Annotated in this window: 11 protein-coding genes; 2 read left to right on the plus strand and 9 right to left on the minus strand. The window is 62.4% G+C overall.

Annotation, left to right across the window (positions count from 1 at the left end; genetic code table 11):
- Nucleotides 1-70: 70 nt before the first annotated feature.
- Nucleotides 71-1,165 carry a trypsin-like serine peptidase gene (locus AB4Z43_RS08965; RefSeq protein ID WP_069093158.1) on the minus strand — a complete coding sequence of 365 codons (1,095 nt, stop codon included), beginning with the start codon at nucleotides 1,163-1,165 and terminating at the stop codon, nucleotides 71-73.
- A 401-nt stretch (nucleotides 1,166-1,566) separates the two neighbouring features.
- Here AB4Z43_RS08965 and AB4Z43_RS08970 point away from each other — a divergent pair, with 401 nt between their 5' ends.
- Nucleotides 1,567-2,664: a S1 family serine peptidase gene (locus AB4Z43_RS08970; RefSeq protein ID WP_441936969.1), complete on the plus strand. Its 1,098-nt coding sequence runs from the start codon at nucleotides 1,567-1,569 to the stop codon at nucleotides 2,662-2,664.
- An 89-nt stretch (nucleotides 2,665-2,753) separates the two neighbouring features.
- Here AB4Z43_RS08970 and mgrA read toward each other — a convergent pair whose 3' ends face one another.
- The 7 genes from mgrA to AB4Z43_RS09005 all read right to left on the minus strand — a co-directional run bounded on the left by mgrA (nucleotide 2,754) and on the right by AB4Z43_RS09005 (nucleotide 10,138).
- Nucleotides 2,754-3,800 (minus strand): L-glyceraldehyde 3-phosphate reductase, encoded by a 1,047-nt coding sequence (gene mgrA, locus AB4Z43_RS08975; protein ID WP_019861247.1) that lies wholly within the window; start codon nucleotides 3,798-3,800, stop codon nucleotides 2,754-2,756.
- 132 nt (nucleotides 3,801-3,932) lie between these two features.
- Nucleotides 3,933-5,072, minus strand: a complete 1,140-nt coding sequence (locus tag AB4Z43_RS08980; RefSeq protein ID WP_019861248.1) for a Gfo/Idh/MocA family protein — start codon at nucleotides 5,070-5,072, stop codon at nucleotides 3,933-3,935.
- Nucleotides 5,073-5,083: 11 nt separating this feature from the next.
- Nucleotides 5,084-5,830, minus strand: a complete 747-nt coding sequence (locus AB4Z43_RS08985; protein ID WP_441936972.1) for a sugar phosphate isomerase/epimerase family protein — start codon at nucleotides 5,828-5,830, stop codon at nucleotides 5,084-5,086.
- 54 nt (nucleotides 5,831-5,884) lie between these two features.
- Complete coding sequence (locus AB4Z43_RS08990; RefSeq protein ID WP_027047407.1) at nucleotides 5,885-6,988, minus strand: ABC transporter ATP-binding protein; 1,104 nt, start codon at nucleotides 6,986-6,988, stop codon at nucleotides 5,885-5,887.
- 2 nt (nucleotides 6,989-6,990) lie between these two features.
- The gene (locus AB4Z43_RS08995) at nucleotides 6,991-7,926 is read right to left on the minus strand and encodes a carbohydrate ABC transporter permease (RefSeq protein WP_019861251.1); all 936 of its coding nucleotides are present in this window, start codon (nucleotides 7,924-7,926) and stop codon (nucleotides 6,991-6,993) included.
- Nucleotides 7,919-8,812, minus strand: coding sequence for a carbohydrate ABC transporter permease (locus AB4Z43_RS09000; RefSeq protein ID WP_027047408.1), 894 nt, complete (start codon nucleotides 8,810-8,812; stop codon nucleotides 7,919-7,921). The genes AB4Z43_RS08995 and AB4Z43_RS09000 overlap by 8 nt, the downstream gene beginning before the upstream one ends.
- Nucleotides 8,813-8,899: 87 nt before the next feature.
- Nucleotides 8,900-10,138, minus strand: a complete 1,239-nt coding sequence (locus AB4Z43_RS09005; RefSeq protein WP_441936975.1) for an ABC transporter substrate-binding protein — start codon at nucleotides 10,136-10,138, stop codon at nucleotides 8,900-8,902.
- 407 nt (nucleotides 10,139-10,545) lie between these two features.
- Here AB4Z43_RS09005 and AB4Z43_RS09010 point away from each other — a divergent pair, with 407 nt between their 5' ends.
- On the plus strand, nucleotides 10,546-11,598 hold the full coding sequence (locus AB4Z43_RS09010; protein WP_038649755.1) for a LacI family transcriptional regulator: 1,053 nt from the start codon (nucleotides 10,546-10,548) through the stop codon (nucleotides 11,596-11,598).
- A 51-nt stretch (nucleotides 11,599-11,649) separates the two neighbouring features.
- On the opposite strand, the gene gndA is transcribed toward AB4Z43_RS09010, so the two are convergent.
- Entirely contained in the window at nucleotides 11,650-13,077 is a 1,428-nt protein-coding gene (gndA, locus tag AB4Z43_RS09015; protein WP_441936978.1) for an NADP-dependent phosphogluconate dehydrogenase, read from the minus strand.
- Between the last annotated feature and the right edge of the window lie 24 nt (nucleotides 13,078-13,101).

The raw sequence follows: 13,101 nt of genomic DNA on the forward strand, positions 1-13,101 counted from the left end.
GGAAGGATCGGCACGAAAAAGGCGGCAGGATCGACCCGCCGCCTCTGCCTTCACCGCGAACGCGCAGTGCCTATTTGTACAGGCTGTTGATCCACTGGACGTTGGCGGCGTTCAGGCGCACCGCGGTGTTCGCCTCGGGGCTTTCCGCCACGTTGACGCCGGTGATGATGCGCTGCTTGGACTTGGTGTCGTAGGCATAGACCGAGCTGCCGCTCGACCCCGGGAACGTATCGCAATCATACTGGAAATATTCCGGCGCGATGTTCTCGGCATGCACTTCGCAGCTCGCCTTCCACATCGTGCCCATCGGCTTGTCGCCGGGATAGCCGACGAGGTTGGCGGTGAAGTCGCCGAGATCGTCATAATTGGCGTAGCCCAGCCAGCCGAGGTTGGTGCCGACATCCTGCTTTAGCGTGATGATGCCGAGATCCCACGGGATCACCGAGCCGTAGTAACCCTGGTAGTTGTCGATGAAGCCCTGCAGCACATAGGCGCTTTCATAGGCGAAGGCGCCGAACGGTGCGTCGTCGGCAGTGCTGCCGTTGAGGCCTGGCACGAACAGATATTCCGAGAGCCAGTCCTTGTCCTCATGGCTGTAGAGGCAATGCGCCGCGGTGAGCACCGTGCGCGGGCCGATCAGCGTTGCCGAGCAGCTGCCATAGCTGCCCGTCTTCGCCGATTTGGCTTCCAGATAGCCGATGGCCGAGAACGGATAGGTCTTGGTGTTCCTGACCTGCTCACGATCGTCGGGACCGAAAACCTGACGCCCGGCTTCGCCTTCGCCGAGCCCAGGGTCCTCGGTCTTGCGCTCAGCCCCATCCGCGCCATTGGCCGGCGCATTCAGTTCCTTGATGATGAGCTCGCGCAGTGCTTCGCTCGGCTCGATCTTGATCTCCTTGCCATCGGCGGAACGCCCGACGATGCCATAGGATTTGACTGCCGCCTTCTCGTCGGTGAGCGGCGCGGCACGGCTGTCTTCATCAGTAAGCTTTGGTGTCGTGATCGGCTTTGCCCGGCCGGCCTTGAAGTCGCCTGAAGTAACGTCCCGCATGCTTTCGCCATTGCCGGCACTGGCGGACCCAGGGTCGGCGGCGAAAACCGGGACCGTCCACATTGCGGTGGAAAGCAAAGCGGACGCAATAAGTGCGTTTGTCAGTTTTGTCATGGTGAGACTCTCCCAAAAGTCAGCAAGGACTGGATCAAAATAGAGAAATATTGTCGAGATCGTGGTGACGCCGAAAAATGAGTCTGCTCGCCGGCATTCCCCGCGAGCGTTGTTCTAGGCTGTCATTTTCAAGGCCCCCGCCAAAAAAACTCTGCAACGGTATACTGCCTAAAATAATCCAAGATTGGCAATGATAAATCGCTTCCACCTAGCCCGTGGGGGGCTATAGGATTTTGTGCGGGTTCTGCTCGCGGGCACGGTTAGCAAAAGTGGGATTCGGTTTTGTGACCGATCGCGCGCCGTTTTCGATACGGCACGCGTGCGGATCGCCGGACCGGCGACACCTCCTTGCACAATGCCCGGCGTCGATCCGCGCGGGAAAATTGTCTGAGGAGGTTCAGGTGCACATCACAAATCGGTTCGGACCAATCGTTGCCGCATCGCTGCTTGGCATTGCCGCCGCCTTTGTATCGATCAACCCCGGCCGGGCGGATGAAAGCGCCGCAAGGCCCGAAGCGGCGGTCTCGCCGATGCAGCGGGTGACCGAGGCCAGGGCCAAGGCAGCCGCTGAGAACCCTGACGGCGCCGACCGGGTCTATGGCGGCAACCAGGCCGAAAAGGGCGCCTATCCGTTCCAGGTCGCGCTGCTCACCACCGCCAGGCTGGACGAGAACCCGGCCTCGCAGGCCAATGCACAATTCTGCGGCGGCAGCCTGATCGCCCCGCAATGGGTTCTGACGGCGGCACACTGCCTCAACGACAAGGGCAAGCCGATCTCACCGGATTCGGTTACCGTGCTGACGGGTGCCACCGACCTCGGCGAAGGCAAGCGCCACAAGGTGGTGGAGGTCATCGTCAACGAAGGCTACAGCGAGCAGACGCTCGACAACGACCTCGGCCTGCTCCGGCTTGCCGAGCCGGCCGATGCGCCGACCATCAAGCTTACCCGCCAGGCGACCCCTGACACCGGCAAGACCACCGTCACCGGCTGGGGCAAGATGCAGGACGGAACGTTCCCGACCACGCTGATGGTCGCCGACCTCGATCTGCAGCCGAACAGCGCCTGCAACACTGGCATCAAGGCCATCTATGCGCACGACCTGAAGGCCGCGCTCGGCGATCTGTCCCACCGCATGCGCTATTCGGAAAAGGGCATCGATGCCGCCGCCAATGCGATTGCCGCCGACATGACCGATCCGCTGACCAGCAACATGATCTGCGCCGGCACCGCCAGCGGCGTACGCGATGCCTGCAATGGCGACAGCGGCGGCCCGCTGTTCATGACCGGCGCCGACGGCCCGGTTCAGGTCGGCGTCGTCAGCTGGGGCGAAGGCCCCGCCGACGGCAGCGCGGCTTGCGGCCACAAGGACGCCTATGGCATCTACACGCGGCTGGCCAACTACGGCGGCTGGATCGAGGCGAAGATGAAGGGCCCTGCTCCTGCGCCGGAAAAGCCGAAAGCCGGGCTGGGCACGGCCCAGAAGCCGAAGACGCCCTGAGGCCCAGCCATCTTGCCCGACATTTTGCTTGCCATGAAAACGGCGGGAAGGGTTCCCGCCGTTGTCGTTTGCCGGCTTGTCCGACAGCTTTATTTCCTCGGCGGGCCTTTGCGCTCGGCTGAGGCCGCCCACAGATTGATGTCGGATTCGCGCGCGTAGCTATCGATCTCGGCCAATTCGGCATCGCTGAAGTCGAGCACCTTCAGGGCGCCGACGCAGTCCTCGACCTGCTCCGGCCGGCTGGCGCCGATCAGCGCCGACGTCACCTTGCCCTTGCGCAGCACCCAGGCCAGCGCCATCTGCGCCAGCGTCTGGCCGCGCTTGCCGGCGATGGCGTTGAGCGCCTTGATGTTGGCGATGGTGCGGTCGTTGATGAAGGCCGACTTCAGCGACTTGCCCTGCGAGGCGCGGCTGCCTTCGGGGATGCCGCCAAGATATTTGTCGGTCAGCATGCCCTGGGCCAGCGGCGAGAACACGATCGAGCCGACGCCGAGCCCTTCCAGCGTGTCGAGCAGGCCGTCTTCCTCGACCCAGCGGTTCAGCATCGAATAGCTCGGCTGGTGGATGATGCAGGGCGTGCCGAGCTGCCGCAATATGTCGGCGGCCTCGCGGGTGCGCTGCGAGTTGTAGGACGAAATGCCGGCATAGAGCGCCTTGCCCGAGCGCACCGCATGGTCGAGCGCACCCATGGTTTCTTCCAGCGGCGTGTCGGGGTCGAAGCGGTGTGAGTAGAAGATGTCGACATAGTCGAGCCCCATCCGCTTCAGGCTCTGGTCGAGGCTGGCCAGCATGTATTTGCGCCCGCCCCATTCACCGTAAGGGCCAGCCCACATTTCATAGCCGGCCTTGGTCGAGATGATCAGCTCGTCGCGATAGGCGGAAAAATCGGTGCGCAGGATCTCGCCGAAAGCGGTTTCGGCCGAGCCGGGCGGCGGCCCGTAATTGTTGGCGAGGTCGAAATGGGTGATGCCGAGGTCGAACGCCTTGCGCACGATCGCCTGCTTGGTCTTGTGCGGCGTGTCGTTACCGAAATTGTGCCACAGGCCGAGCGAGATCGCCGGCAGCTTGAGGCCGGAGCGCCCACAGCGATTGTAGATCATTTTTTCGTAGCGATTTTCGGCGGCGACATAGGGCATTGGGAAAGATCCTCGAATGTGAACAGACCGGGCAGCTTCATCGCAAAGCGGTGAGCCGGCCCGGCGCCCTTTTACCCTCTCCCCGGCCGAACGGGGAGAGGGGCAAGTCAACATTATCGATAATCTTTGCGCCTACTTCTTCGCCAGCAGTTCCTTGGCCGCCTTGACGCCAAGTGCCGCCGGCCGCTCGCAAGTGGTCTGCATGGCGACGAACTTGCCGGTTTCGCCGGAGCGCAGGATGCCGGTCATGACATCGACGGCATGCAGCGCCAACTCCATCGAGCAACGATGCGGCCGCCCCTCGACTATCGCCAACGCCATGTCGGCGAGACCTGCCGTGCGGTAGTTGGCCATCATGCCCTGGCCGTGCATTTCATTGGGCACGCCAAGCGGGTGCTTCCATTTCGGCAGCTTCTTGACCGGCTTGCCCTCTTCGGTGAAGCGCACGTCGCCGCCGAAGAAATTCGGATCCGGCACGAACACCGTGCCCGCTTCGCCATAGAGTTCCATCGGCGCATGGCCGTGAGCCCAGACATCCCAGCTGGTGTTCAACGTCACCACGGCGCCGTTCTCGAATTCCAGCAGGCCATGGATGGTGGTTGGCGTGTTGACCGGGATTTTTTCGCCCGCACGCGGTTTCGACGAAATCGTCCGCTCCTTGGCCGGGGTCGTCGCAAAGGCCGCCACCTGTTTCACCGGCCCGATCAGCTGGATCAGATTGGTGATGTAATACGGCCCGATGTCGAGCACCGGTCCGGCGCCCGGCTGGAAGAAGAAATCCGGATTCGGGTGCCAGTGCTCCATGCCGTGACCCATGACATGGCAGGTGCCGCTGGTGATCTTGCCGAGCTTCCCCTCGTCGATCAGTTCACGCACCAGTTGGTGCGCGCCGCCGAGGAACGTGTCGGGCGCCGAGCCGATGCGCAACCCCTTCTTTTCAGCCCGGGCCTTGAGGTCCTGGCCCTCTTGGAGCGAGAGCACGAACGGCTTTTCCGAATAGACGTGCTTGCCGGCATCGAGCACGCGTTTGGACACCTCGTAATGCACCGCCGGTATCGTCAGGTTGACGATGATGTCGATGTCATCGGCCTTGAGCAGGTCCTCGACGGTCTCGGCGCGCAGCTTGAACTCCTTCGCCCGCGCCCTGGCCGCGTCCATGTCGATGTCGGCGCAGGCGCGCATCTCGATGCCGCGAAACAGCGGTGCCAGCGAGAAATACGCCTTCGAGATGTTGCCGCAGCCGATGACGCCAATACCCAGTTTCTTTGCCATGATGATTGTTCCTAGTAAGCCTTGACGGATGCGATCGAGCGACGAGCGAAGCGCTCGATGTCGTTGGGGTTGTCCTGCTCCATGACAAAGTATTTTGCCGCGCTCTTGGTCCGCAACACCTTGATCAGGTTGGCCCAGTCGATCGTGCCATGGCCGACATCCGACCAGCCATCCTCGTCCAGTCCCTCGCCCGGCTTGGCGATGTCTTTGACATGCACGGCGACGATGCGCTTGCCGTGCTTTTCGATCCAGGGCAGCGGATCGGCGCCGCCGCGCACCACCCAGGCAAGGTCCATCTCCCAGCCGATATCGGGAGCGGACGACAGGATGTGATCCTGCGGCACCGAACCGTCGGCGAGTGCCTTGAACTCGAAATCATGGTTGTGCCAGGCAAAGCCGTAGCCGGCCTTCGAGGCGACCTCGCCAACCTTGGCCAGTCGCTCGCCAAAGCCGCGCCAGCCGGCGGCGTCTGACGGCCTGTCCTCGGCCATCAGATAGGGACACATCAGAAGCTTGATGCCGAGCGCTTCGGCCGTTTTGCGCACGCCGTCGAAATCCTTCTCCAACGCATCGATGGAGAAATGCCCGGTCGGCATCGAAAGCCCGTTCTTGTCGAGTTCCGCGCGGAAGGCCTTGGGATTTTCATAGACGCCACCGAAACCTTCGACTTGCGCGTAGCCGAGCTTGCCGAGCGAGGCGAGCACGCCCTCCCAAGGTTGAAAATTGCGGGCGCTGTAAAGTTGGAATGACCAGTTCATCGTCTCTGTCCGTTCTGCTTGGTAGGGTGGGTTCTTGGGAGGAGGGCTTGGGAGCTATAGGCGGTTGCCGGATGGGGTGTCGAAAAGCGAGGCGCGGGCTGGGTCAAAGCCGATCCGTATTGGATCGCCGGTGCGCAGCGTCTTTTCCGCCTCGACGCGGAAGGAAAAATTGCGGCCGCCGAGCTTGGTCCACACCAGCGTGTCGGAGCCCATCGGCTCGACGATCTCGACGGCTGACTCGGCGGTGAACGGCATGGCCTTGGCCGCATCTCCAAAGGCGACGTGCTCGGGCCTGATGCCGAACACACAGGGCTTGCCCGCGCTGCCGCGATCCTTGTCGAACTCATAGCGGTCGAGCGGTATCGAAACCCCGTCGGCGGTGAACGCCGCGGCATCGCCGGCTTCCAGTTGACCCTCGATGAAATTCATCGCCGGCGAACCGAGGAATCCGGCGACAAAGCGATTGACCGGACGGTTGTAGATGGTTTGCGGGGCGTCGAGCTGTTGGATGACGCCGCCCTTCATCACCGCGATCCGGTCGGCGAGCGTCATCGCCTCGATCTGGTCGTGGGTGACGTAGATCATGGTGTTCTGCAATCTGCGATGCAGCAGCTTGATCTCGACGCGCAATTCCGATCGCAGCTTGGCGTCAAGATTGGACAGCGGTTCGTCGAACAGGAAAACGTCGACATCGCGCACCAGCGCCCGCCCGATCGCCACGCGCTGGCGCTGGCCGCCGGACAGTGCGGAGGGCTTGCGTTGCAGCAGCGGTTCGATCTGCAGGATCTCCGCGGCGCGCGCGATACGCTTGGCGATTTCGTCCTTGGGCAGGCCCGCGACGCGCAGGCCGAAGGACAGGTTCTTCTCCACCGTCATCTGCGGATAGAGCGCATAGGACTGGAATACCATGCCGATGCCGCGATCCTTGGGCTCCTCCCAGGTGACGTTCTTGCCCTTGATGAAGATGCGGCCCTTCGAAATGTCGAGCAGCCCGGCAATGCAGTTGAGCAAGGTCGACTTGCCACAGCCGGAGGGCCCCAGGAGCACGATGAACTCGCCCTCGGCGATATCGAGATTGAGTGTCTGCAGAACCGACACCGCGCCATAGTTCAGCGACAGGTTCTGGATCGATACGCTGGGGTTCGCGATTTCTGCCATCATCACCCTTTCACCGCGCCGGCAGCGATGCCACGCACAAAAAGCCTGCCGGAAATGAAATAGATAACGAGCGGCACCAGCCCGGTCAGGATGGTCGCCGCCATATTGACGTTGTATTCCTTCACGCCCTGCACGGAGTTGACGATGTTGTTGAGCTGCACCGTCATCGGATAGGTGTCGGGGCGCGTGTAGACGACGCCGAACAGGAAGTCGTTCCAAATGCCTGTCACCTGCAGGATGACGGCGACGACGAAGATCGGCAGCGACATCGGCAGCATGATGCGCAGATAGATGCCCCAGAAGCCGGCGCCGTCGACGCGCGCCGCCCGGAACAATTCCTCCGGCATGGAGGTGAAATAGTTGCGGAACAAAAGTGTCAGGATCGGCATGCCGAAAATGGAATGGACGACCACCAGGCCGCTCAGGCTGCCATAGAGGCCGATCTCGCGCAGGATGATGACGATCGGATAGATCATCACCTGATAGGGGATGAAGGCACCGACGATCAGGATGATGAAGAACGTGTCGGCGCCCTTGAAGCGCCAGTTGGCCAGCGCATAGCCGTTTACGGAGGCGATCGCGATCGACAAGATCACCGAAGGTACGGTGATACGAACGGAGTTCCAGAAGCCGCGCGAGAGTCCGTCGCAATTGAGGCCGGTGCAGGCCGTCGACCACGCCTTGACCCAGGGCTCGAACGTGATCTCGAGCGGTGGCGAGAAGATGTTGCCGAGGCGGATTTCCGGCATGCCCTTGAGCGAGGTGACGATCATCACATAGAGCGGCAGGAGGTAGTAGAGCGCCGCCACGATGAGCGTGCCATAGAGGAAGATGTTGCGGCGCGAGAAAATGTGACGCGGCTTCGGTCCGCTCGGCCCCGAGGCATCGGCATGGCCGGCGCCGGACGGCGCGGACAAGGAGACGGCTTGGTCAGACACGCTTCCTGCCTCCGAATTCGAGATAAGCCCACGGCACGATGACAATCATCACCGAGAGCAGCATCATGGTCGAGGCCGCGAAACCCTGGCCGAGATTCTGGGCGAAGAACATGTAGTCGTAGACATATTTTGCCGGCACTTCGGAGGCGATGCCCGGCCCGCCGCTGGTCTGGGCGACGACGAGGTCGTAGACCTTGACGATGCCGGACGCGATGATGACGAGCGTGGTGATGAAGACCGGCCGCATCATCGGGATGATGATGAACAGATAGGTCTTCCACATCGGGATCCCGTCCACCCGCGCTGCCTTCCAGATATCCTCGTCTATGCCGCGCAGGCCGGCCAGCATCAGGCACATGATCAGCCCGGTGCCCTGCCAGAGCGCGGCGATCGATATGCCGTAGATGACGATGCTGGAATTGTAGAGCGGATCGAAAGCGAAGCTCGTCCAGCCAAGGTTTCGTATCACGCCCTGGATGCCGAAGTCAGGATTGAGCAGCCATTGCCAGACAAGGCCGGTGACGATGAAGGAGAGTGCGAAGGGATAGAGAAAGATCGTGCGGAACGTATCCTCGAAACGGATCTTCTGGTCGAGCAGGGCAGCGAGGATGAAACCGATCACCAGCGAGAAAACCAGCGAGATCACGCCGTAGATCAGCAGGTTCTCGATCGAGATCAGCCAGCGCGGGGTCGCCCACAACCGGTAATACTGGTCGAGGCCGACGAAATTCAGCCGCGGCAACAGCTTCGAATTGGTGAAGGAATAGAGCACCGTCCACGCCGTGCCGCCGACGAAAACCACCAGCGCGGTGAGGATCATGGGGATCGACGCGACCTTCGCATTGAGATTGCGAAACAGTCGGCTGGGGCGTTCGCTCTTGCTCATCGGTGCAGCCATGCTGGATCGGGTAAGGGCGCGCCCTCCCGGCCTGGAGTTCACCGGACCGGGAGGAATGGGACTTTGCCGGCGGTATCAGTCCGCCGTGGCGATGATGTCGGCGAAGCGCTTCTGCGCCTCTTCCACGGTCATCTCGGGCTTGGCGAAGAACTCGGAGAACAGGTCCTCCTTCTGCTTCTGGCTGTCTTGCGAAAGCAGCTGATCGGTCCATGGGATGACGGCGCCCTTGGCTAGGATGGCGAGCCCCTTCTTCATGCAGTCATTGGCAGCGTTAAGGTCGACGTCGCCACGCACCGGCAGCGAGCCCTTCTTGAGATTGAAGGCGACCTGGGTCTTGGGATCGAGCAAGGTTTCGGCCAGGACTTCCTGCGCCTTGGACTTGTCGGCATCCTTGAGCACCGGGAAATAGAAGGCATCACCACCCGTGGCAATGACCTCGTTCAGGCCAAGGCCGGGAAGACAGGTATAGTCCTTGCCGGCGGTCTTGCCGGCAACCTGGAACTCGCCCTGCGCCCAGTCACCCATGATCTGGCCGCCGGCCTTGCCGGTGATGACCATGTTGGTGGCCTGGTTCCAGTCCTGCACATTGGTGTTCTTGGCCATCTTGCGCGCATCGTCGGCCGCCTTGAACACCTTGGCGACTTCAGGACCGGCCGCGAACTTGGCGTCCTTGTCCTTGTAGACCTTGAGGAAGGTGTCGGTGCCGCCAACCGCTGCAAGCAGCACGTCGAAGGCGCCGGACGACTGCCAGGCTTGCCCGCCCACCGCCAGCGGGACGATGCCTGCCTTCTCGAGCGCCGGGGCGGCGGCCACATACTCATTCCAGTCCTTTGGCACCGGCACGCCAGCCTTCTGGAAGGCGTCGTTCGAGAGCCACAGCCACTGCCAGGAGTGGATGTTGACTGGCACGCAATAAATCTTGCCGCCGATGGTGCAGCTGTCGAGCAGGCTCTTCGGCCGCACGACCTCTGTCCACTTGCCCTTGGTGGCGACATCGGTCAGGTCGCGCATCAGGCCGGCCTGCACCAGCTCTTCCGCTTGCCGGCCGTGATTGAACTGGGTGGCGCCCATCGGGTCGCCGCCGGTGATCCGGCTGATCATGATCGGCCGTGCCGTGCCGCCGGAGCCGGCAATGGCGCCGTCGACCCAGTGATTGCCGGTGGCGTCGAATGCCTTGGCGAGTTCCGCGACCGCCGCCGCCTCGCCGCCGGAAGTCCACCAATGAGTGACTTCCAGGTCCGTCGCGGTGGCCGGGCCGGCGAACTGCAGCGCGGCCGTGGCCGCAAGGGCAGCGATCAAAAGCTTGTATCGCATTTCGGTTCCTCCCAGAATCTGAAACGTTACAGATTTTCGATACGGCAATTGCGTGGATGGCGCAACCCCAGGCGTGGAGACCGTTCGATATTTTTTCGAGTCGCGAATAAAATCTATCGACCGGCCTTGCCGTTGTGCGCCGCAATATGAGCAATTGCAGTGCAAAATAAGAAAAGGTCCATGAAAGCCGGCATAGAGCGTCGCCAGGACGGCGTTTCGCTCTGGATTCTCAAGGGAATTCGCGGCTCCATGTCGTCCTGCGAATTCGCCCGCCAGCGCAGTGCGATTGGCAATCTGTAACGTTTCAGTATATTGACGGATTGCCGGGCTTGAAATCATGCGACGCCGCCAATCACGGCGATTGCCGACCCGGCCTGCGGCTGCTATGCGCCTGACGGGCGGGACGAATGGACAGACGGCATACGGAAAAGAACGAGGAAGCGTCGGCGCAAGAGCGACCAACGCTGAAGACGCTTGCCTTCATGACCGGGCTCGGCGTCACCACCGTGTCGCGCGCCTTGAAGGATGCCCCCGAGATCGGCGCCGAAACCAGGCGCCGCGTCCAGCTCGTCGCCAAGCAGATCGGCTACCGCCCGAACCGCGCCGGCGTCAGGCTCAGAACCGGCAAGACCAATGTCATCAGCCTCGTGCTCAACACCGACCGCGAGATCATGAGCTTCGTCTCAGACATCATCTACGGTGTCTCGGAAGTCATTGCCGACACGCCCTACCACCTGATCGTCACGCCCTATTCGCGCTCGCAGGATCCGCTCGACCCCATACGCTACCTGGTCGAGACCGGTTCCGCCGACGGCGTCATCATTTCACGCACGCAGCCGAACGATGCTAGGGCCCGCTATATGCTGGAGCATGGCATTCCTTTTGCCACGCATGGCCGCACTGATATGGGGCTGGTCCACCCCTATCATGATTTCGACAATCATGCCTTCGCGGTCGAAGCCGTACGGCGCCTTGCGAGCATGGGACGCCGCAAGCTCGCTCTGCTGACGCCACCCGTCGGCCTGACCTATTACGGCCATACGGTCAACGGCTTTGCCGATGCGCTGAGCGAGGTCGGCGCCAGCGAGATCCCGTTCAGTACCGTATCGATCGACCATTCGATCGAGCAGATCCGGACGAGGACCGCGCAACTGATGCGCCGCGACATCAGGCCGGACGGCTTTGTCAGCAGCGCCGCCGCCGCCACGCTTGCGCTCGTCGCCGGCATCGAGGATGCCGGCCTCAAGCTTGGCCGCGACGTCGACATCGTCTCCAAGCAGTCATCGGACCTTTTGCATCTGTTCAGGCCCGAACTGCTGATCGTCAACGAGAACTTCCGGCTGGCGGGCTCGGAGCTCGCCCGCTCCGTGCTTGGCTGGATCGGCGGCGCCGCACCCGGCTCGCTGCAAAGTCTCAGCGTGCCGGGCGAGGTTCTGGCCTACCAGCGCGCTGACGACTGAGCTAAACGCAACTCCAGACGGAAAACCGCTCACACTTTTCCTGGAATTGCTCTAAGCCGCCGCGCCGCTGCCCCACGGACCGTGGAAGGCACCCTGCTCGCCGATGCGTTCGAAGCCATGCGCGCCGAAGAAGTCACGCTGCGCCTGGATCAGGTTCGAGGTGCAGCGGCCCTGGCGATAGCTGTCGAAATAGGCAAGTGCCGAAGACAGCGCCGGCACCGGCGCGCCGGCCTCGGAAGCCCTCGCCACGATGCGCCGCAGCGACGGATGCGCTTCCTGCATCAAGCTGATGAAAGCCGGCGCCATCAAAAGATTGGTCGAAGCGCCGCCGCTGCTGAAGGCCTCGGCCATCGTATCCAGCATCTGCGAGCGGATGATACAGCCGGCGCGCCAGATCCTGGCGATGGTCGGCATCGGCAGGTTCCAGTTGAACTCCTTCGAGGCGCCGCTCATCACCGCGAAACCCTGAGCGTAAGCCGCGATCTTGCCGGCGAAAAGCGCCAGTTCGAGATCTTTCAGCAGCGCATCCTTGTCGCCGGAAATCTTCGACACGCCGATAGCGCCATAGGCCTGTTCCGCCGCCAGCCGCTCGTCCTTGATCGACGACAGAACACGGGCCGCCACGGCCGCCTCGATCGCGGTCGCCGGAATGCCGAGTTGCTGCGCCTCGATGACCGACCATTTGCCGGTGCCCTTCTGGCCTGCCCGGTCGAGGATGATGTCGACAACCGGCTTGCCGGTCTTGGGATCGTCGGCGGCAAGCACCTTGGCGGTGATCTCGATCAGGTAGGAGTTGAGCCGGCCCTTGTTCCAGTTGGAGAACACCGTGCCGATGTCCTTCGGCCCCATGCCGAGGCCATCACGCAAGATGCCGTAGATCTCGGCGATCATCTGCATGTCGGCATATTCGATGCCGTTGTGGATGGTCTTGACGAAGTGGCCGGCGCCATCGGTGCCGAGCCAGGCGGCACAGGGCTCGTCCTTGAACTTTGCGGAGATGGCGGTCAGCACCTTCTCGACACGCTTCCAGCTATCTTCCGTGCCGCCGACCATGATCGACGGGCCGTGGCGCGCGCCCTCCTCGCCGCCGGACACGCCCATGCCGATGAAGGTCAGGCCCGAGCCGGACAGTTCGGAGAAGCGCCGCATCGTATCGCGAAAATTGGCGTTGCCGGCATCGATGACGATGTCGTTGTCGGACAGCACGCCGCGCAAGGCTTCCATCTGTTCATCCACCGGCTTGCCGGCCAGCACCATGATGATGATCGGGCGCGGCGGCCGGATCGCGGCGGCAAGTTCTTCCAGACTGTAGCAGGGCACAACCATGTCCTTCAGCGCGCCGGCATTCTCGACGAAGGCGTCGGTGCGTGCCCTTGTGCGGTTGAAGACGGCGATGCGGTGCCCGTGCTCGGCGATGTTCAGCGCCAGGTTGGAGCCCATCGTACCAAGGCCGATCAGGCCGATTTCGGCTTTTTCCATCGTTTCTTCCCTGCTTTCGGATCT

The organism is Mesorhizobium sp. 2RAF45, from assembly GCF_052115225.1.
GTDB classification, from domain to species: Bacteria; Pseudomonadota; Alphaproteobacteria; order Rhizobiales; family Rhizobiaceae; genus Mesorhizobium; species Mesorhizobium jarvisii.

Excerpts from the sequence above, each read along its gene's own strand:
- AB4Z43_RS09005 (WP_441936975.1), bottom strand. The coding sequence starts at position 10,138 with ATGCGATACAAGCTTTTGATCGCTGCCCTTGCGGCCACGGCCGCGCTG.
- AB4Z43_RS08980 (WP_019861248.1), bottom strand. The coding sequence starts at position 5,072 with ATGGCAAAGAAACTGGGTATTGGCGTCATCGGCTGCGGCAACATCTCG.
- AB4Z43_RS08985 (WP_441936972.1), bottom strand. The coding sequence starts at position 5,830 with ATGAACTGGTCATTCCAACTTTACAGCGCCCGCAATTTTCAACCTTGG.
- AB4Z43_RS08965 (WP_069093158.1), bottom strand. The coding sequence starts at position 1,165 with ATGACAAAACTGACAAACGCACTTATTGCGTCCGCTTTGCTTTCCACC.
- gndA (WP_441936978.1), bottom strand. The coding sequence starts at position 13,077 with ATGGAAAAAGCCGAAATCGGCCTGATCGGCCTTGGTACGATGGGCTCC.
- AB4Z43_RS09000 (WP_027047408.1), bottom strand. The coding sequence starts at position 8,812 with ATGAGCAAGAGCGAACGCCCCAGCCGACTGTTTCGCAATCTCAATGCG.
- AB4Z43_RS08990 (WP_027047407.1), bottom strand. The coding sequence starts at position 6,988 with ATGGCAGAAATCGCGAACCCCAGCGTATCGATCCAGAACCTGTCGCTG.
- mgrA (WP_019861247.1), bottom strand. The coding sequence starts at position 3,800 with ATGCCCTATGTCGCCGCCGAAAATCGCTACGAAAAAATGATCTACAAT.
- AB4Z43_RS09010 (WP_038649755.1), top strand. The coding sequence starts at position 10,546 with ATGGACAGACGGCATACGGAAAAGAACGAGGAAGCGTCGGCGCAAGAG.